Genomic DNA, 19,237 nt, shown 5'->3' with positions numbered 1-19,237 from the left:
CCCACCGACCCCGACCGGAGAGGCATCATGACCCACACCCTGCCCGTCGCGCCGTGGCGGCTGTTCGCTGTCGAGGTCCGCGCGGTACGTCGGCTCAGCCCGTCCTTCGTCCGGGTCACCTTCACCGGTCCGGACCTGGACCGCTTCGCCGACAACGGCTACGACCAGCGGATCAAACTGGCGTTGCCGCTGCCCGGCCAGGTCGGGGTGCACCTGCCGCAGGGGCCGGACTGGTACTCGCGGTGGCGGGCCCTGCCGGATCACGAACGCAACCCGATCCGGACGTACACGGTGCGCGCGGCCCGGCCGTACCTGAGCGAGGTCGACGTCGACCTGGTGCTGCACGGCGACGGCGGACCGGCGACCCGGTGGGCCCGCCGGGTCAGCCCCGGCGACGAGATCGCCATCGTCGGCCCCGACTCGGCGTACGGCGGTGACCACGGCGGGGTCGAGTTCCGGCCCCCGTCGACCGGGTGCCTGCTGTTGGCCGGTGACGAGACGGCGGTACCGGCGATCAGCGGCATCTGCGAGCGGCTGCCGCTGGACGCGCGTGGCCGGGTGCTGCTGGAGGTGCCCGAGGCCGGCGACGCGCTGCCGCTGATCACGCCGCCCGGTGTCGAGGTGACCTGGCTGCCCCGGGGTGCCGGTGGGTACGGCAGCCGGCTGGTCACCGCCGTCGCCAAGGCCGCCGGCGACCTGCTCGCCGGTGTGGCGGGCGCGCCGGTGGCTCCGGCCGGCCAACTGGTCGACGAGGTGGACGTGGACCAGGAGATCCTCTGGGAGGTGCCCGACGCGCTCCCGACGGCCCCCCTCTACGCCTGGCTGGCCGGAGAGGCCGGTGTCATCCGTACCCTGCGCCGGCACCTGGTCACCGAACGCGGCCTCGACCGCCGCGCAGTCGCCTTCATGGGCTACTGGCGCCACGGCCGCCCCGACCCCTCCTGACCCCCACCCCACCCTTCGCGGGGGAAAGAGCGGGGAGGGGCGGGGGGAGAGGGGTTTAGGGGAGGGGGTGGGAGATGTTGCGGGCGTGGTCGGTCAGGGCGGCGGAGACTACCGTGGCCTCCAGGGGGAGCACCTCCAGGCAGCGGCGTACGGCGGCGGACATCAGCGCGTTCGGCACTCGCATGGACAGCGTGCAGTGCGGCACCCAGCGGCCCGGACGGTAGTGCTCCACGAGCGTCACCCCGCCGGCGACGAGCAGGTCGTACACCCGCCTGTGGTGGGCCAGCAGCTCCGGGGTGGGTACCGGACCCAACCAGAGCACCCGACCGACGAACTGGCCGGCGTGCTGGAACGACAACCGCAGCGGCGCCGCCACGGTGGTGCCGGCCAGCGCCGCCGTGACCTGCTCCGGGTCGAAGCGCGGCGCGACCGCGAGTGAGACGTGCGGCCGGTGCCGCTGCTCCAGCAGGGAGCGCATGCTCTGCACCCCCTCGGCCTCCAGGGCCTCCCACAACACCCGGATCCGCCGGGTGGCGACGGTGTCCAGGTACAGCTCCAGCGCGGCGACCACATGATCATTCTAGTGAGGGTGTCCAGGAACGTCGGCGGTGTGGCGGTGCGGGCCGGGGGCGGCTCACGGCACGATGACGGCCCGACCCTCGAGCGTGCCGTCCCGCATCATCCGGTACGCGCTCATCGCGTCGTCCAGACTGAACGTGGTGGTCTTCGGTCGTATCAGGCCCCGCGCACCCAGGTCGAGCACCTCAAGCAGCTCCGGACGGCTGCCCCAGTAGGTGGTCTGGATGCTCACCTCGTACGGCACGGAGAAGAAGCCGACCGACAGCGTGCCACCGCCGAGCCCCACGACTGTCAGGTCACCCACGGTCCGGGCGGCGGCGACCCCCAGCGTCAGCGTGGCGTCGGCGCCGACGAAGTCGAGCACCACGTCGGCGCCCCGGCCGCCGGTGACCCTGCGGATCTCCTCGGCGGTGCCCTCGCCCGAGCGCATCGTCAGGTCGGCGCCGCAGTCCTCGGCTAGCCGCAGCGCCTCCTCCCGAGTGTCCACCGCGACCACCCGGGCGGCGGTGGTCGCCTTGAGGATCTGCACGCCGACGTGCCCGAGCCCGCCGACGCCGATCACGACCGCGGTGCTGCCGGGTGGCAACTTCGGCCAGGACCGGCGAATCGCGTGGTACGGCGTGAGCCCGGCGTCGGTCAGGGGCGCGGCATCGACCGGATCGAGTCCTTCGGGCAGCGGCAGCACGTGTCGGGCATCCGGCACCAGCTCGTACTCGGCCATCCCGCCGTCCAGGCCCAGGCCACCACCGCCGCCCGGCACCGGGGCGGCGGCCGGGTTCTCGCAGTAGTTGTCGACGCCGACCCGGCAGCGGGCGCAGCTACCGCAGCCCCAGGGACCGTAGACCGCCACCGGCTGGCCCACCTCCAGCCCGGTCACCCCGGAGCCGAGGCGGTGCACCCAGCCCGCGTTCTCGTGCCCGAGCGTGAACGGCGGATTCCAGGGCAGGCCGCCGGCCTCGAAATCGTGCATCAGGTGCAGGTCGGAGTGGCAGGCACCGGCCGCCCCGATCCGCACCACCACCTGGCCCGGCCCGGGTGTCGGTTCGTCGACCTCGACCAGCTCCGGCTCCGTTTTCCAAGCGGGCAGTCGCAGTGCACGCATCCCCGTCTCCCGTCGTCGGTGGCGCCTGCCCCAGGCTCCCCGGCGGACACCGGCCCAAACCACAGCCGCCGGCCGTCCTCCGCGTGCAGCGTCCCCGAGGCGTGACGGAACCCGCCATGGCGGCGGCCCAGGCCGGTCAGCCGGCGCGGTCCGTCGACGCCCGGCGAGCACGGTTCAGGCTGGTGCCACCGGGTCGCGCCGGTCCGCCGCCGTGGAGCCGGGCGGTGCCGCAGGCACCGGGTCGGGCTGTGCCACCGACACCGGGTCGCGCCGTCCCGCCGCCCCCGAGTCGGGTTCGGCCAGCACGGGTACGGGCGCGGGCCGGAGCCGGGTCAGCGTCCGGTCGGCGCCGACGAGCAGCAGGCCGAGCAGCCAGAACGCCACGGCCAGGCAGGCGGAGACGATGCCCACCCCGGGATAGCCGAGCTCACCCGCGTCCAGGAACGGGTACGGGTAGCGGTGCACCACCAGCCCGCGTACCAGGGCGAAGGCCAGATAGCCCAGCGGAAACGCCAACCACCACAGCGCGTGCCGCAGCCGCAGCCGTCCGTGCCGGCAGAGCAGCGCCCAGTCGGCGACGGCGAGCAACGGCACCACCGTGTGCAGGAACTGGTTACCGAACGCCTCACCGAGGGCCCGGTCCGGTTGCGGCATGGCGAACGGGCTGGCCGGGTTGGCCAGCACGAGGTGATAGACCACGGCGGTGATGGTGATGTAGAGGGTCACCGCGCCGGTGACCGCAGCCGGTGGGTCGGGCCGGCCCCGGCCGGCCTGCCAGAGGGCGTACCCGGCGACCAGGCCCACCGCGAGATTGCTCTGGATGGTGAAGTACGGCAGCAGCCCGGTCACCGTGGCCGGGCCGAGCGCGGTGAGCACCACACCGGCCAGCACACTGATCACGATCGCCAGGCGGAGCACCACCGCCGCGGATCGACGCCGCAGAGTCATCGCGGCACGTTACCAACGGACCGCCCCGCAGGTCACCGCCGCAGCGGTTGCCGAGCGGCCCGTCGCGCGGTCCACTGAACTACATGGGTGTCATAAAGGTGGGCACGTCCTCCTGGGCAGACCGGACGCTCGTGCGCTCCGGCTGGTACCCCCGTCAGGTGAACAACCCGGCCGGCCGGCTGCGTCACTACGCCGACCGGTTCGGGCTGGTCGAGGTGGACACGTCGTACTACGCGGTGCCGGCGCCGGAGACCGCGCAGGGCTGGGTCGACGCCACCCCCGAAGGATTCACCTTCAACGTCAAGGCGTTCAGCCTGTTCACCGGCCACCCGACCCCGGTGGCCACGCTGCCCGCCGACCTCCGCCCGACCGGCGGCCCCGCCCGGATCCGGCGGCGCGACCTGCCGACGGCCGCGTACGACGAGCTGTGGAGCCGGTTCCGGGCGGCGCTGACGCCGATCGCGGCGGCCGACCGGCTCGGTGCGGTGCTGTTGCAGTTCCCGCCGTGGCTGGCCCGGGGCGAGGCGGCCCGGCGACGGATCGCGGAGCTGGCGTCGCGGTGCCGGCCGTGGCGGGTCGCCGTCGAGCTGCGGCACGCCTCCTGGTTCGAGGGGACGGCGGCGCTGGAAACTCTCGCCTTCCTCCGTGACGAAGGGCTGACCTTCTGCTGCGTGGACATGCCGCAGGGGCATCCGGACTCGGTTCCGCCGATCCCGGTGGCGACTGCCGATCTGGCGATGATCCGGTTCCATGGCCACAGCAGCGGCTGGACCAGCGGCGACAAGGAGGACCGGTTCCGGTACGCCTATGGCGACGAGGAACTGGGCCGCTGGTCGGAGCTGCTTGTCGAACTCGCCGACCAGGCCGACGAGCTGCACGTGCTGTTCAACAACTGTTGCGCCGGTCAGGCTCAACGCGACGCGGAACGGCTGGCCGGCCTGCTCGGGGCAGCCGCCCGGCGGGCCGTACCGTCCTGACCGGACGCCCCGACGCTCAGCCGCGCCCGGTGCCCTCCGGGTGCATCCCGGTCGCCTCCTCCAGCGCGTTGTCCGGCAGGTCGCCACCGGCCTCGTCGTCGGGGAAGCTGCGTCGCGACGGCGCCGGGTCCGGCGGCGCCCCGGGCCCGGCCACCGGCACACGGGTCGGCTCCACCGAGCCGAACCCGTGCCGCCCGGCGGGCCGGTCCGTCGGGTCACCGGCGAGCGGACCGGCCGCGCGACGCTCGCCGCGCCGCCCCTCGGGCACCGCGGTCTCCTCGCTGCCCTCGCCCATCGGGGAGTCCTCGCCGGCACCCCACGGCGGATCCGCGTCGAAGCCGTCGGTGGTCCCCCAGGGCGCGACACCCTCGGGTCCCCGGTCCTGCCTGTCCCGGTCGGTCATGGCCACCTCGCTGATCGGTGCGCGGTCGTCGGTCCACCCGGGACCAACGTCGGCACATGGGTGCGCTGGCGGTCGTGCACCTTCGCCGCCGTCAGCGTCCGGACATCGTCATCTGCCGGATCGCCTTGGCCGCCGCCATCCCGCCGGTGCCCTTCCCCATCATCTTCGACGCGTGCCCCAGGCCTCCGGCGCGGCCGAGCATGCCGCGCAGGACCTGCCCGGGTTTCTGCTGCTCACCCATGTATGCGGTGACCACGATCAGGGCGCCGGTCAGCGCAGGGATGGCCCACTGCAGCATCTTCAACTGGCGCTGGCAGGACGCCACATTCGCCGGTGTCTGCTGGTTCGGTTCGGTGACACCCTCGACCGACGGCCGGCCGGCCTTGTCCAGTCGCTTGCCGAGCAGCCGGCTGTACCCGGTCACCGCCAGCGCGCCGACGGTCAGCGCGGTCTTCACCGTGCTGGCTCGACCGACCCCGGCCTGGGCGGCCATCCGTGGGCTCTCCGTCACCAGTTCACCGACCGCGCCGGCGAGGTGGGCGCCGATCGCCGCCGCGTTGACCGGCGTCCACCGATTCCAACCGGTCGACGCCATCGAGAGTCGTTGGGTCGAGTCGCCGATCCGGGCCGCGGCACCGTTGACGCCGAAGGCACCCATCAGGGAGCCGCCGAACCAGGCCGCCAGGCCCAGGTCGTGCATCGAGCGTAGTGCGGTGTGGTTGTCAGACATCTGGTCCCCTTCCACCGTGTCGGGCGCAGCGGCTTACCCGCCTCGGGCCGGGCTAATCGCCGCCCACGCCCCCAGGTGGGTCAGCGGCGGGCGAGCCGGGTCTCCGACTCGACCCGGGTCAGCTTCTCCGGGTTGCGGACGTAGTAGAGGCCCCCGATGCCGGCCTTCCCGACCCGGACCGCCATCACGCCGTCGAGTTCACCGTTCAGGTGCACGACGAGGGCCGGGCCGCCGTTGAGCAGCGTGGCGGCTGCGGTCAGCTGGCCCGGCACCTTGCGGAGACCACCGAGGATCATGCGGGCCACCCTGTCCGCGCCGACGACCGGGCGCGGCACGGCCTGCCGCACCCCACCGCCGTCGGCGACCAGGACGACCTCGGGGGCGAGCACGTCGAGGAGGGCCTGGAGATCGCCGGTCTCCACCGCCCGCCGGAACGACTCCAACGCCGCCCGGGTCTCGCCGGGGGAGACCACCTCGCGGGGACGGCGGGCGCTGACGTGCTGCCGGGCCCGGTGCGCGATCTGGCGTACGGCCGCCGGGCTGCGGCCGACCGCTGCCGCGATCTCGTCGTAGCTGACGTCGAACGCGTCGCGCAGCACGAACACGGCACGTTCGGTAGGCGAGAGCGTCTCAAGCACGAGCATCAGCGCCATCGAGACGCTCTCGGCCAGTTCGACGTCCTCGGCCACGTCCGGCGCGGTGAGCAGGGGCTCGGGCAACCACGAACCCACGTACGCCTCCTTGCGGCGGCGCAACGTGCGCAGCCGGTTGAGCGCCTGCCGGGTGGTGATCCGGACCAGGTAGGCACGGTTGTCCCGGACCCGTCCCAGGTCGACGTCGGCCCATCGCAGCCAGGTCTCCTGGAGTACGTCCTCGGCGTCGGCTGCCGAGCCGAGCATCTCGTACGCGACGGTGAACAGCAGGTTGCGGTGGGCGACGAAGGCTTCGGTCGCCGGGTCGGTGGCGGGGTCACGCATTGTCGCGGCCTCTTTCGTGCGGGGTCGGTGCCGGTCCACGGCACGGCCTGACCGTGCCGTGGACCGGCGGACTAGACCGTTCGCTCCACTGTGGTCGGTGCCTCGCCACGCCCGGCAAGTAGCTGCCGGCGCCTGCCATCCTTGAACGGCCAGCGGTACGAGCCGGGTTCGCGTGCCTCGTGCGCCAACTCCTTCAGCATGGACCTGATGGCGTACTCCTTGAGCGTGGCGGCGAGCCGGCCGCCGAGGTAGAACCGGTTCGCGGTGTCGTCCCTGCCGGCGATCTGCGCGGTGGCGGCCCGACGGCCCAGCCCGATGCACTGGCCGAAGAACCCGATGTTGATCGGCTCGGGTTGGTCACCGGCGATCCGGCGGAGCACCGTGTCGGCGGCGTGCGCGCCGAGCGGACGGGCGGACTGGCAGCTCATCCGCAACGGCCGGCCCGACGGCGCGACCGCGTCACCGGCCGCGACGACGTGTACGTCGTCGACGCTTGTCAGCGTCTCGTCGGTGAGCAGGCGACCCAGCGCGTCGGTGCTCAGCCCGCTGCGCGCGGCCAGGTCCGGCACGCCGAACCCGGCGGCCCAGATGGTCACCGTGCTGGCCAGCTCGCGGCCGTCGCCGAGCCGCACCGCGTCCGGTGTCACCGCCGTCACCGTCGTGCCTTGGCCGTCGAGCACTGTCACCCCGAGTGCGGCCAGTCGTCTGGCGACCGACCGTCGACCCCGGGGATGCAGGTACGGTCCGAGCACACCGCCGCAGACCAGGGTCACCGCACGGCCCGTCTCCGCCAACTCGGCGGCGGTCTCGATGCCTGTCGCGCCGGCACCGACCACCGTCACCGTGGCCGTCGGCGGCGCGGCGGCGATGGCCGCCGCCAGTCGCTGTGCCTCCTCCAGGGTGGCGACCGGGTAGGCGTGCCGCGCCGCCCCGGGTACTCCCGGGTCGCCGCTGCCACTGCCCACCGCGTAGATCAGATAGTCGTAGTCGATGGTCCCGCCGGATTCGGTGGTGATCCGCCGCCCCACCGCGTCGATCCCGGTGGCGGCGTCGATCACGAGTCGGACGCGGTCGGCCAGGATGTCCCGGTAGTCGGCGACCGCCTCGGCGGATCCGCCGGCCACCTGGTGCAGGCGTAGCCGTTGGACGAAGTGCCGTCGTGGGTTGACGAGCGTCACCCGCACGTCGGCGCGCCGGGTCAGCCGGTTGGCGGCCATGACACCGGCGTACCCGCCGCCGATGACGACCACGTTCGTGTGCTGGGTCATGGTGTCTCCTTCGCGTCAGGGTTCGGCCTCAAGACACCGCAGGACCGAGCGCTGTGATGTCGCGTGAGGCAGGTCACGTCGCCTGCGTGGAGGTGGACCGCGGGGGAACGTCGGCCCTCGGGCGCATTGACCGGCCCCACTACGCTCGCCGTATGTCACATCCGGCACCGGAAACGGGCTCCGACCGCGGGTTGGTGTGGGCCTCCGAAGAGGTGATCGACCGCATCGCGCAGGAGGTCAGCCCACAGCCGAGTCTGTCGAACAGGATCGCGCTGGCGGTGCCGACCGCCTTCGTCCTCGCGTGGCCACCGGCCTTCCTCGGGCTCGCGGTGACCACCCTGGTCGCGCCGTCGGTGACCGACGACGCCGGTGTCTGGCGGGTGGCGTTCTGGGCCCTGCAGTTCGCCGGACTGACCGCGCTCGCGGCGGCGGTCAGCGCGGCGCTGCGGCGATCCGCCGAGCCCGAGGTGGACTCCTCACCCCGGCGGATCGCGCTGCGGATCGCGGGTCATGCGCTGGTCACCGTGGGGTGCGCCGGGCTGGTGCTGGCCCTGGCCGGGCTCTCCGCCGGCCAGATCGCCACGCTGGCGGCCGTGCTGGTGGTGGTGCTGCACCTGCTGCCGATGACCGTGGCCCGGCTGCTGTTCCGGCTCCGTCGGCGCGGCGCGGCAGGCCCGGCGGCCTGACCGGGTCAGCGTACGGGCAGGCTGGTGGCGAAGTCGGCCACCCGCGCGGCCAGCGGTCCGGCGGCCCGGACCCAGGTGAAATGGTCCAGGGCGGTGCCCGGAGCGCCGTAGCGCTCGCGCTCGACGGGTGCCGCGGTCAGCTTCGCGCAGAGGCGGTCCAGCGTCGGGTGCGGGGTGTACTGGTCACCGTCGACGCTTATCGCCAGCACGGGCGTGCGGATCTGCCGCACCGCCGCCTCGGCGTCCACCCCGTCCACCTCGGGAAAGCGTCCGGTGCGGGCGGTGTGCGCCCAGTCGCGGATCACCCCGCGCGCCTGCCGGCCACCGAAACCCCACCCGGGCCAGACCCCGAGCACCCGGGCCGTGGCGGCGATGCCCTGGGACACCGGCAGCAACCCGTACCTCCGGGTACCGGTGAAGTCACGCCAGTAGGGGATGCCGACCGCGATGAGGGCCAGCCCGTCCACCTCGTGCCCGCCGTGCAGGGCCAGGTGCAGCACGGCGGCCTGGCCGCCGAGGGAGTGACCCAGCACCACCGTCCGCCGGCCGTCCAGCCGGGGCTTGAGCGCCGCCCGTACCGCCCCGATGTCGGCGGCCAGTTCCGCGTAGCCGTACCGGCAGGCGCGGCTGGGCGGAGGAGTGCTCTCGCCGGTGCCGCGCAGGTCCGCCACGACCACGGCGAGCCCGGCGGCGCGCAGCGCGGCGGCGAACGGCCGGTAGTAGCGGGCCCGGACCCCCATCGCCGGCGCGATCAGCACCACCGGGGCGTCGGCCACCCCCTCGGGTTCCGGGTAGACCTGGACGCCGAGGCGGGCGCCGTCGACCTGGACGAACTCCTGCTGGTACTCCACCGTCGCGCTCACCAGGCCATGTTACCGGCCGGTAGGTAGTGGTCGGGTGCCGCCCCGGCGGTCGCCGGCCCACCGGGGCGGCACGGGCTCAGGCCGGCTCGCCGCGCAGCATGCCGGGACCGAACACCTCGTAGGCGATCCGCTCCACCGGCACCCCCCGGCGCAGCAGGCCGCCCCGGACCGTGTTCATGAACGGCAACGGTCCACACAGGTGCACGTGGGCGTCGGGGGAGAGGGGGATCAGCTCCGGATCGACCCGACCGCCGCTCACCGCGGCGTCGAGGACGGGCGGCGGGGCGTCGTCGGTGTCCTCGTACCACAGGGTGGTGTGCAGGTTGGGCAGCGCGGCACGCAGTCGCGGCAGGTCACCGCGCAGGGCGTGGGTCGTGCCGGCCCGATCCGCGTGCACCAGCACCACCGGCCGGCGGGGCGCGGCGACCGCCAGATGCTCCAGCGCGGCCATCGCCGGGGTCAGTCCGATGCCGGCGCTCACCAGCAGCAGCGGCCCGTCTCCGGCGACCGCGCTGACCTCACCGAAGGGCGGGCTGAGCCGCAGTGTGTCACCGACGGCCACCCGCTCGTGCAGGAAGGAGGAGACCAGGCCGTCGGGGGCGCCGTCGATTCCGCGTAGCCGCTTGACGGCGATCCGCCAGTCGGCCGCGCCCGGGCAGCCGCTGAGGCTGTACTGCCGGATCTGCTGGCCGCGCCCACCGTCGAGGTCGACGGCGACCGAGGTGTACTGGCCGGGGACGAATGTGGGGGCCGCAGCGCCGTCGGCGGGCGCGAGGGTGAACGACACCACCTCGCTGGTCTCCTGCCGGCGGGCCGTCACGCGCCACGACCGCCACACCGACTCGCCCTCGGCCAGCCCGGCGGACGCGTACAGCCGGGCCTCCCGGGCGACCAGCTCGCAGGCGAGCAGCCAGTAGACCTCGTCCCAGGCGGCGGCGACGGACGGGGTCGCCGCATCGCCGAGCACCTCACCGACGGCGGCGAGCAGGTGCCGGCCCACGATCGTGTACTGGGCCGGGGTGATGCCCAGCGACGCGTGCTTGTGGGCGATCCGGTCCAGGACCGGCGCCCAGGGCACGGCGCTGGCACCCGTCAGGTGCTCGGCGTACGCGACCACGGCGGCGGCCAACGCGGCCTGCTGCGCGCCGCTCGCCTGGTTGCCCCGGTTGAACAGGTCGAGCAGCTCCGGATGGGCCTCGAACATCCGCTGGTAGAACCGCCGCGTGATGGCCTCGCCGTGCGCGCGTACGGCGGGCAGGGTCGCCGTCACCACCGTTGCTGAGGACTGGGTGAGCACGATTGTTCTCCTTTGGATCGACCGCTCGGGCATCACCACGAAACAGGAATCCTCAATACCTGTTTCAGGGTCGAAAGTCCCGGATCGCCGGTCGGGCTTGTCACACCGGCATCCCGGCCGACCGCGTCACCGGTCCGTCACTAGGGTCGAAACGTGAAGCTCAACAGGTCCACCGACATGGCACTGCGGATCGCCATGCAGGTCGCGGCCACGGACGGCCGGATGACTGTGGACGAGTTGGCCGACCGGCTGGCGCTGCCCCGCAACCACGTGGCCAAGGTGGTGCAGCGGCTCCAGCGCCTCGGCGTGCTGGTGACCATCCGGGGTCGCTCCGGCGGTGTGGCGTTCGCCGCCGACGCCGCGGCGTACACCGTCGGGCAGGTGGTCCGGGCGTTCGAGGGCGAGGGCGAGGTGGTCGACTGCGAGGCACCGGCCTGCCCACTGCGGGCGGTCTGCCGGCTGCGGGCGGAGCTGCGCCGGGCGCAGGAGTCCTTCCTCGCCGTCCTCGACGGGGTGCGCCTCGGCGAACTGGTCGACGGGCCGGCCGGGCCGGTGCTGCTCGCCCTCGGCCGGACACCGGCACCGCCAGCAACGCCGGATGCCGCCCGGACCTCGGCGGTCCGGGCGGCATCCGAGCCGGTCAGGAAACGCTGATCGTGCCGTTCGAGGCGCGTACGCAGGCGACCGAGCGGGCCGTGGCGGTGGCCGCGCCGGAGAGGCACTGGCCCAGCACCTGGTGCCCGGCGGCGTTCGGGTGCCACGACTCCTGGCAGGTCTGGAAGTAGCTCACGCAGGTGTTGGCGATCCGCTGGATGGCGATCTTGTCCTTGCCGGAGAGGCTTGTCACGAAGGTCCCGTTCGGCGGGCTGTCCATCAGCCGGATCGGGGTGGCCAGGGTGCCGGTCGGGCTGTTCGTGTTCTCGCAGAGCCGGGCGCCGTCGAAGGCCCGCTGCACGTTGAGGTAGACCAGGTCGGCGCCGGCGAACTCGGCGGCCAGGGTGTCCCGGGCGGAGCGCACGATGGTCCCGAGGCCCTGCGAGAACCGGTGACCGGGCGCGAGACTCGCCCGGTGGATCGGGCAGCCGGCCGCGTACCGCTCGGCGCCCAGCGCACGGAACTTGTCCCGGGTGTCGTCCCGGCTGTCCTCCGAGTGGTACGTCGGGGCCAGGTCCAGCGGCAGCGGGTTGGTGTAGTCCTGCAACACCACCCGGTGCTGGCCGTCGGCGTCAACCTCCCGCAGGGTGGTCAGGATCTGGCGTACCGCCGAGGTGGTCTCCGCCGTCGCGGCGGTGAGCTGCGCGGCGGTGGCCAGGTCGGCGTCCGTGCAGGGTTTCTGCTCCACCGGCCCACCCAGGTACGCCCAGAACTCCCACCAGCCGGTCCAGGCGTCGGCGATGAACCGGTTGGCGCACTTCTCGGCGACCCCGCCGAAGGTGAACGAGCTGTTGTTCGAGCCGAGCCCGATCAGCACCAGGTCGATGTCGTGGGTCTGCGCGACCGCGCGGAGCTGATCGAGCTGGGCGGCGACCTGCCGGCCGTTCGTCCGGGCCGACGAGGCGGCGGCGATGTCGTGCGGCTGGCCGCCGGAGCAGGCCAGATTGAACCGGCTCTGGATGCCGGGCAGCGTCGCCTGGTGCAGCGAGGCGTTGGCCGAGCGGTGGCAGAAGAAGGCGTCGTTGTTGGGGGCTGTCCACCCCGGGAAGCCCCGCGCGACGCCTGTCGCGTCGACCACCGGCTGGTAGGCGCCGGCGCCTTCGCCGCTGATGAAGCTGTCACCGAGGGCCACCGCCGCGGTGGGTGGCGCGGCCGAGGCGGCGGGGGCCGCGACGGCGGTGGAGAGGGTCGCTGCGGCGACGGCCAGGGCCATCGCGGCGGCGGTACGACGCAACGCGGACATCGGCATCCCCATCCGTTCATGGAAATATGAAAGATCTTCTGGTGCGGTGATGAGATCACGCACGTGTGACGAACGTCAACAGTGGGAAACATCTGTGACAGGCGGGTCCGCCGGGGGCGGCGAGGCTCCCGTGACCGGCCGTTCGGGCCGGCCCAGACCAGCGCCGACGGGCATAAGGCCGGCGACCGTGGCGTTGACCGCAGCAGGTCCGCCAGCAGCGGCCCTCGGCGTGCCGGGCGGGTGTCCGGACAGGTTGTCGGGGCGTGCGGCTACGCTCGCTGCGGCGTGTCCGCGCCGGGCCGACCGCCGACGGCGCGGGGGAACACATCGCCGAGACCGGGGAGTACGACCAGTTGACCGCAGAGCCTGACACCCTGTATGGGGCCGACGACCTCACCCACCTCGAGGGGCTGGACGCCGTCCGCAAGCGGCCCGGCATGTACATCGGCTCCACCGACAGCCGTGGCGTGGGTCACCTCGTCAACGAGATCCTGGACAACTCGACCGACGAGGGCGTCGCCGGCCACGCCACAAGCGTCGAGGTCATCCTGCACGCCGACGGCTCGGTGCAGGTCGACGACAACGGCCGGGGCATCCCCACCGACGTGCACGCCCGCTCCGGCATCTCCGGGGTCGAACTGGTGCTCACCCGCCTGCACGCCGGAGGCAAGTTCGGCGGCTCCGGCTACAAGACCTCCGGCGGCCTGCACGGCGTGGGCGCCTCGGCGGTGAACGCCCTGTCCCGCCGCTTCGACGTCACCGTGCGCCGGGCCGGCAAGGTGCACACCATGTCGTTCCGGCACGGCGTGCCGGGCATCTTCGACGGCGACGGCCCCGACGCGCCGTTCACCCCCGGCCCCGGCCTCCAGGTCGTCGGCGCGGTGAAGCGCGGCCAGCGCACCGGCACCTCGATCCGCTACTGGCACGACCCGCGCTACTTCGAGACCGGCGCGGCGCTCGACCACGACGCCGTCCGGGCCAAGCTGCGCCACACCGCGTTCCTGGTTCCCGGCGTCGGCTACACGCTGCGCGACCGCACTGCGGAAGAGCCCACCGAGGAGCGCTTCCACTATCCCAACGGCCTCACCGACATGGTGGAGTTCCTCGCTCCGGCCGGCGACCGGCCGGTCTCCGGCACTCTCCTGGTCACCGGCGAGGGGACGTACCGGGAGAACGCCGCGGACGCCAACGGCGTCATGCAGTCGAACGTGCAGCGCCGGGCCGAGGTCGAGATCGCCTTCCGCTGGGGCACCGGCTACGAACGCACTGTCGAGTGCTTCACCAACACCATCCGCAACGCCCACGGTGGCACCCACCGCAAGGGCTTCGAGCGGGCGCTGGCGCGTACCCTCGCCGACGCCGTGCGCAACACCCGGGGCCTGCTCAAGGCCAAGGAGGACGCGCCCACGCTGGACGACGTCCTGGAGGGCATGACGGCTGTGGTGCACGTCCGGGTGCCCGAGCCGCAGTTCACCTCGCAGACCAAGGACGAGCTCTCCACCGCCGGCATCACAAAGGTCGTGCAGGGCCTGGTGGAGCAGCACGTCAAGTCCTGGCTGGACGACCGCAAGACGCGCACCGAGGCGCGCACGGTCCTCCAGAAGATCGTCGACGCGTCCCGGGTACGCCTCACCCAGAAGCAGCAGAAGGACGCCGCCCGCCGCAAGACCGCCCTCGAAGGCGCGGCCATGCCCGCCAAGCTCGTCGACTGTCGCGCCTCGGGCATCGACAGGAGTGAATTGTTCATTGTGGAAGGGGACAGCGCCCTCGGGACAGGTCGACTTGCCCGTTCTGCGGAGTATCAGGCACTTCTTCCGATCCGGGGCAAGATCCTCAACGTGCAGAAGGCCAACCTTCAGCAGGTGCTCGACAACGCCGAGTGCGCGGCGATCGTGCAGGTGCTCGGTGCCGGCTCCGGGCGCACCTTCGACCTGTCCGCGCTGCGCTACGGCCGGGTGCTGATCATGGCCGACGCCGATGTCGACGGCGCGCACATCCGGACGCTGCTGATCACCCTCTTCGCCAGGTACATGCGGCCGTTGATCGAGACGGGCCGGCTCTATGCCGCGATGCCGCCGCTGCACAAGATCACGACCAGGGGGCGCAATCCGGAGACGGTCTACACCTACACGCAGGCGGAGATGGAAACGACGGTGCGCAGGCTGGAGAAGGCCGGCAAGCAGATCGTCACTCCCATCCCGCGCTTCAAGGGTCTCGGCGAGATGGACGCCGACGAGCTGTGGGAGACCACGATGAATCCGGCCACCCGCGCGGTACGCCGGATCACCCTGGACGACGTCGACGCCGCCGAGCGGATCCTCGAACTGCTGATGGGGGAGAAGGTCGAGCCGCGCCGCAAATGGCTCATCGACTCCGCCGACCTGGTCGACCGTGACGCCATCGACGCCTGACCATCGCGTCTCTCGGAAGGAAAGCTGAGCCATGGCACGCCGCAAGGAGACGACTGTCGACCATTCCGCGTTCGACCGGGCCGGCGCGCGGATCATCGACAACCCGCTGACCACCGAGGTGTCCGACTCCTACCTGGAGTACGCCTTCTCGGTCATCCACTCCCGGGCACTGCCCGACGCCCGCGACGGCCTCAAGCCGGTGCACCGCCGCATCCTCTGGTCGATGTACGAGCAGGGCCACCGCCCGGACCGGGCGCACGTGAAGTCCGCCCGGATCGTCGGCGACGCGATGGGCAAGTACCACCCGCACGGCGACACCGCGATCTACGACGCGATGGTGCGGCTGGCGCAGGACTTCTCGCTGAACGTGCCACTCATCGACGGGCATGGAAACTTCGGGTCTCCGGACGATGGACCGGCAGCGGCGAGATACACCGAGGCCCGGATGTCGCGGGAGGCGATGCTGCTCGTCGGTGAGCTGGGCGAGGACACCGTCGACGTGGAGCCCAACTACGACGGCTCACTGACCCAGCCCACAGTGCTGCCGGCGGCCTTCCCGAACCTGCTCGTCAACGGCGCCGCCGGGATCGCGGTCGGGATGGCGACGAACATGATCCCGCACAACCTGGGCGAGGTCGTCGCCGCCGCTCGCTGGCTGATCCGGCACCCGAACGCCACCCTCGACAAGCTGATGGAGTTCGTGCCCGGTCCCGACCTGCCCACCGGCGGCATGCTGCTCGGCCTCGACGAGGTGCGCCGGGCGTACGAGACCGGCCGTGGTGTGGTGCGGATGCGCGGCAAGGTGGAGATCGGGCCGCTGGAAGGCAGCCGGGGTCGGCAGGCAATCACGGTTGTCGAGTTGCCGTACGGCATCGGCGCGGAGAAGGTCATCGCGGCCATCACCAACGAGGTGACCAAGACCAAGCGGCTCACCGGGATCGCCGACGTCAAGGACCTCACCGACCGCGAGAGCGGCACCCGGCTGGTCATCGAGTGCAAGGTCGGCGTGAACCCGCAGGCGCTGCTCGCCGACCTCTACCGGTTGACCCCGCTGGAGCAGTCCTTCGGCGTCAACAACCTGGTGCTTGTCGACGGGCAGCCGCGCACCCTGGGGCTCAAGGAGCTGCTTGAGGTGTTCCTGGCCCACCGCTACGAGGTGGTGACCCGGCGCAGCGCGTACCGCAAGCGTAAGCGGGAGGAGCGGCTGCACCTGGTCGACGGCCTGCTGATCGCCCTGCTCGACATCGACAAGGTGGTGAAGCTGATCCGGGGCAGCGAGGACGCCCAGGCGGCCCGGGCTGGCCTGATGCGGCAGTTCAAGCTCTCCGAGATCCAGGCGAACTACATCCTCGACACCCCGCTGCGCCGGTTGACCAAGTACGACCGGCTGGAGCTGGAGGCCGAGCAGCAGAAGCTGCGTGGCGAGATCGCCGAGTTGTCGACCATCCTGGATGACGAGAACGTGCTGAAGAAGGTCGTCTCGGACGAGCTGGCCGCCGTGGTCAAGCAGTTCGCCGCTCCCCGGCGGACGACGCTCGTCGACGGTGACCTCAAGGAGGTGCTTGCCGCCTCGGTGCCGGCGGGCCCGTTGGAGGTGGCCGACGACCCGTGTCAGGTGATCCTGTCGGCGACCGGGTTGGTGGCGCGCACCGCGGCCGAGTCGGAGGAGGCCGCCGAGGGGCGCCGTCGGCACGGCCGGGTCAAGCACGACGCGGTACGCGCCGTGGTGCACTCCACGGCGCGGGGTCGGGTACTGCTCGTGACAAGTGCCGGCCGGGCCTTCAAGGTGGACGTGCTGCCGCTGCCGGTGCTGCCGGAGCAGGCCGGCACCGTGTCGTTGCGGGGCGGGATGTCGGCCGCCGAGCTGGTGCCGCTGGAGCCGGGGGAGACGGTTGTCGGCCTGGCGCCGCTGGGCGCCTCCGCCGAGGGCTCGCCGGGCCTGGCGCTCGGCACCCGGCAGGGCGTGGTGAAGGTGTGCGCCCCGGACTGGCCGGTGCGATCCGACGAGTTCGAGGTGATCGGGCTGCGCGACGGCGACGAGGTGGTCGGGGCGACCTGGCTGGTCGACGGGGACGAGACCCTCGCCTTCCTGACCAGCGCGGCCTCGCTGCTGCGGTTCCCCGCCGGCACGATCCGCGCGCAGGGCCTCAAGGGCGGCGGGATGGCCGGCATCGCGCTGCCGTCCGGGGCGCGGGTGGTGTACTTCGGCGCGGTCCGCACCGACGATCCGGCGCACGGTGAGCCGATGGTGGTCACGTCGACAGGCGCGACGGTCAAGGTGACGCCGCTGTCGGCGTACCCGGCGAAGGGGCGGGCGACCGGCGGGGTGCGTGCCCATCGGTTCCTCAAGGGTGAGACCGACGTGGTGGTCGGTTGGGTCGGCCCCCGGCCGGTCGGCTCGACGGCGAACGGTGAGGCGGTGGAGCTGCCGGCGGCTGATCCACGTCGCGATGGTTCCGGCTTCGCCGTCATGCTCGGCCCGGCCGTGGTGGGTCACCAGATCGACCGCCAGTAGGTAGCTGCCCGCTGACAGCGGTGCGCCGGACGCGACCCGTCCGGCGCGCCGCGATCCATCGACACCCGTCATTGACGTATGACGTATGACGACGATACGTTGGGGCTTGCTCGCTTGCGGCCCGACGTGTCGACACCACCATCCACCACGTCGGTGCCGGCGACAACGCGTGTCCTTCCCGATCGCGCGTGGTCCTAGTCGAAGGAGTGGATCAATGACTGGTGAGGTTCGTTCCGCCTCTCCGCCCAGGCGTCGGACATGGTCGGTCGTGGCCGCGCTCGGCGCGGCGGTCCTGGTTGCCGGCAGCCTGGTCGCGGTGAACGCGGCACCCGCGGCGGCGGCCACAGTGGACACCAATGCCTGGTACGTCCTGGTCAACCGCAACAGCGGCAAGGCGCTCGACGTGTACGGCCTGGCCACCAACGACGGCGCGCGGATCAGCCAGTGGACCCGCAACAACGGGGCCAATCAGCAGTGGCAGTTCGTGGACTCCGGTGGCGGCTACTACCGGTTGAAGTCGCGGCATTCCGGCAAGGTCCTGGACGTGTCGAACGCGTCGACAGCCGACGGCGCGGCCATCGTGCAGTGGTCGGACCACAACGGCAGCAACCAGCAGTTCCGGTTGGCCGACTCGGACGGTGGCCACGTGCGGCTGATCAGCCGGCACAGCGGCAAGGTCGTCGAGGTGCAGGGCGCTTCCACTGCGGACGGCGCGAACATCGTGCAGTACGCCGACTGGAACGGGACCAACCAGCAGTGGCAACTGGCCCGGGTCGGCGGCGGCGGTGACCCCACGTCGCCACCACCGACCGGTGAGCCGGGCGCCGGGTGCGGCAGGACTCCGACGCTTGGCAGCGGTTCGCACACGATCCAGAGCAGCGGCAAGAGCCGAAGCTTCATCCTCAGGCTGCCCGCCAACTACAACAGCAACACCCGGTACCGGTTGATGTTCGCGTTCCACTGGTTGGGGGGCACCTCCGGCGACGTCGCCTACGGCGGCGCCGACGGGGCCGCCTGGGCCTACTACGGGCAGCAGGAACAGTCGAACAACAGCGCGATCCTGGTCGCGCCGCAGGGCATCGGCAACGGCTGGGCCAACTCCGGTGGCGAGGACGTCACGTTCGTCGACGACATGCTCCGGCGGATCGAGAGTGACCTCTGCGTCAACACGGCGCAGCGCTTCGCGCTCGGGTTCAGCTACGGCGGCGCGATGAGCTACGCCCTCGCCTGTGCCCGTCCGACCGTCTTCCGGGCGGTCGCGGTCTACGGAGCTCCCCGGGAGCTCAGCGGGTGCAGCGGCGGTACGCAGCCGGTGGCGTACTTCGGCATTCACGGCATCTCGGACAACATCACGAGCGGGCGGTCGCTGCGCGACAGGTTCGTCCGCAACAACGGCTGCACCCCGCAGAACCCGCCGGAGCCGGCGGCGGGCAGCCGGACGCACATCACCACCGCCTACTCGGGCTGCCGCGCCGGCTACCCGGTGCAGTGGGGCGCGTTCGACGGTGGTCACACCCCTGGCCCGGTCGACGGCGGCGGCGACAGCGGCGCCAGGACGTGGACCAAGGGCGAGGTGTGGCGGTTCTTCGCACAGTTCTAAGCCGCAGCCGCAGCCGTGGGTGAGGGCGAGCCCGTTCCC

The 19,237-nt window shown here is 72.3% G+C and carries 17 protein-coding genes; 7 read left to right on the top strand and 10 right to left on the bottom strand.

Annotated elements, in window-relative coordinates:
• Nucleotides 1-27: 27 nt before the first annotated feature.
• Nucleotides 28-945 (top strand): siderophore-interacting protein, encoded by a 918-nt coding sequence (locus tag CLT74_RS12790; protein WP_099846723.1) that lies wholly within the window; start codon nucleotides 28-30, stop codon nucleotides 943-945.
• Nucleotides 946-1,000: 55 nt separating this feature from the next.
• Here the strand turns inward: CLT74_RS12790 and CLT74_RS12785 are convergent, their stop codons facing one another.
• The 3 genes from CLT74_RS12785 to CLT74_RS12775 all read right to left on the bottom strand — a co-directional run bounded on the left by CLT74_RS12785 (nucleotide 1,001) and on the right by CLT74_RS12775 (nucleotide 3,574).
• Nucleotides 1,001-1,516 (bottom strand): 2'-5' RNA ligase family protein, encoded by a 516-nt coding sequence (locus tag CLT74_RS12785; protein WP_099846722.1) that lies wholly within the window; start codon nucleotides 1,514-1,516, stop codon nucleotides 1,001-1,003.
• Nucleotides 1,517-1,579: 63 nt separating this feature from the next.
• Nucleotides 1,580-2,626, bottom strand: coding sequence for an NAD(P)-dependent alcohol dehydrogenase (locus CLT74_RS12780; protein ID WP_099846721.1), 1,047 nt, complete (start codon nucleotides 2,624-2,626; stop codon nucleotides 1,580-1,582).
• Between the two features lie 174 nt (nucleotides 2,627-2,800).
• Nucleotides 2,801-3,574: a Pr6Pr family membrane protein gene (locus CLT74_RS12775; protein ID WP_099846720.1), complete on the bottom strand. Its 774-nt coding sequence runs from the start codon at nucleotides 3,572-3,574 to the stop codon at nucleotides 2,801-2,803.
• 83 nt (nucleotides 3,575-3,657) lie between these two features.
• Between CLT74_RS12775 and CLT74_RS12770 the strand changes: the two genes are divergently transcribed.
• On the top strand, nucleotides 3,658-4,551 hold the full coding sequence (locus CLT74_RS12770; protein ID WP_099846719.1) for a DUF72 domain-containing protein: 894 nt from the start codon (nucleotides 3,658-3,660) through the stop codon (nucleotides 4,549-4,551).
• 16 nt (nucleotides 4,552-4,567) lie between these two features.
• Here the strand turns inward: CLT74_RS12770 and CLT74_RS12765 are convergent, their stop codons facing one another.
• From CLT74_RS12765 to CLT74_RS12750, 4 genes are all read right to left on the bottom strand, one after another.
• Nucleotides 4,568-4,954, bottom strand: coding sequence for a hypothetical protein (locus tag CLT74_RS12765; protein ID WP_099846718.1), 387 nt, complete (start codon nucleotides 4,952-4,954; stop codon nucleotides 4,568-4,570).
• Between the two features lie 91 nt (nucleotides 4,955-5,045).
• A complete protein-coding gene (locus CLT74_RS12760) occupies nucleotides 5,046-5,684 on the bottom strand; it encodes a hypothetical protein (RefSeq protein ID WP_099846717.1) in 639 nt (212 codons plus the stop codon).
• Between the two features lie 80 nt (nucleotides 5,685-5,764).
• The gene (locus CLT74_RS12755; protein ID WP_099846716.1) at nucleotides 5,765-6,661 is read right to left on the bottom strand and encodes an RNA polymerase sigma-70 factor; all 897 of its coding nucleotides are present in this window, start codon (nucleotides 6,659-6,661) and stop codon (nucleotides 5,765-5,767) included.
• Nucleotides 6,662-6,732: 71 nt separating this feature from the next.
• On the bottom strand, nucleotides 6,733-7,929 hold the full coding sequence (locus CLT74_RS12750; RefSeq protein ID WP_099846715.1) for an FAD-dependent oxidoreductase: 1,197 nt from the start codon (nucleotides 7,927-7,929) through the stop codon (nucleotides 6,733-6,735).
• Between the two features lie 152 nt (nucleotides 7,930-8,081).
• Between CLT74_RS12750 and CLT74_RS12745 the strand changes: the two genes are divergently transcribed.
• On the top strand, nucleotides 8,082-8,615 hold the full coding sequence (locus CLT74_RS12745; RefSeq protein ID WP_099846714.1) for a hypothetical protein: 534 nt from the start codon (nucleotides 8,082-8,084) through the stop codon (nucleotides 8,613-8,615).
• Nucleotides 8,616-8,620: 5 nt separating this feature from the next.
• On the opposite strand, the gene CLT74_RS12740 is transcribed toward CLT74_RS12745, so the two are convergent.
• Both CLT74_RS12740 and CLT74_RS12735 read right to left on the bottom strand, forming a co-directional pair.
• The gene (locus tag CLT74_RS12740; protein WP_199172376.1) at nucleotides 8,621-9,466 is read right to left on the bottom strand and encodes an alpha/beta fold hydrolase; all 846 of its coding nucleotides are present in this window, start codon (nucleotides 9,464-9,466) and stop codon (nucleotides 8,621-8,623) included.
• An 88-nt stretch (nucleotides 9,467-9,554) separates the two neighbouring features.
• On the bottom strand, nucleotides 9,555-10,808 hold the full coding sequence (locus CLT74_RS12735) for a globin domain-containing protein (RefSeq protein ID WP_099851913.1): 1,254 nt from the start codon (nucleotides 10,806-10,808) through the stop codon (nucleotides 9,555-9,557).
• 120 nt (nucleotides 10,809-10,928) lie between these two features.
• On the opposite strand from CLT74_RS12735, the gene CLT74_RS12730 reads away from it, so the two are divergent.
• Entirely contained in the window at nucleotides 10,929-11,429 is a 501-nt protein-coding gene (locus CLT74_RS12730; RefSeq protein WP_099846712.1) for an Rrf2 family transcriptional regulator, read from the top strand.
• Here the strand turns inward: CLT74_RS12730 and CLT74_RS12725 are convergent.
• On the bottom strand, nucleotides 11,416-12,672 hold the full coding sequence (locus CLT74_RS12725) for a hypothetical protein (RefSeq protein ID WP_099851909.1): 1,257 nt from the start codon (nucleotides 12,670-12,672) through the stop codon (nucleotides 11,416-11,418). The two genes, CLT74_RS12730 and CLT74_RS12725, sit on opposite strands and share 14 nt — an antisense overlap.
• Nucleotides 12,673-13,025: 353 nt before the next feature.
• On the opposite strand from CLT74_RS12725, the gene CLT74_RS12720 reads away from it, so the two are divergent.
• From CLT74_RS12720 to CLT74_RS12710, 3 genes are all read left to right on the top strand, one after another.
• The gene (locus tag CLT74_RS12720; protein WP_099851907.1) at nucleotides 13,026-15,083 is read left to right on the top strand and encodes a DNA topoisomerase IV subunit B; all 2,058 of its coding nucleotides are present in this window, start codon (nucleotides 13,026-13,028) and stop codon (nucleotides 15,081-15,083) included.
• A gap of 31 nt (nucleotides 15,084-15,114) precedes the next feature.
• On the top strand, nucleotides 15,115-17,598 hold the full coding sequence (locus CLT74_RS12715) for a DNA topoisomerase IV subunit A (protein ID WP_099846711.1): 2,484 nt from the start codon (nucleotides 15,115-15,117) through the stop codon (nucleotides 17,596-17,598).
• Between the two features lie 214 nt (nucleotides 17,599-17,812).
• Nucleotides 17,813-19,198: an RICIN domain-containing protein gene (locus CLT74_RS12710; protein ID WP_199172174.1), complete on the top strand. Its 1,386-nt coding sequence runs from the start codon at nucleotides 17,813-17,815 to the stop codon at nucleotides 19,196-19,198.
• Nucleotides 19,199-19,237: the final 39 nt, after the last annotated feature.

This window comes from Verrucosispora sp. CNZ293, assembly GCF_002754655.1.
Note: the sequence above shows the minus strand (reverse complement) of the source record. Positions and strands in the feature narration are given on the sequence as shown.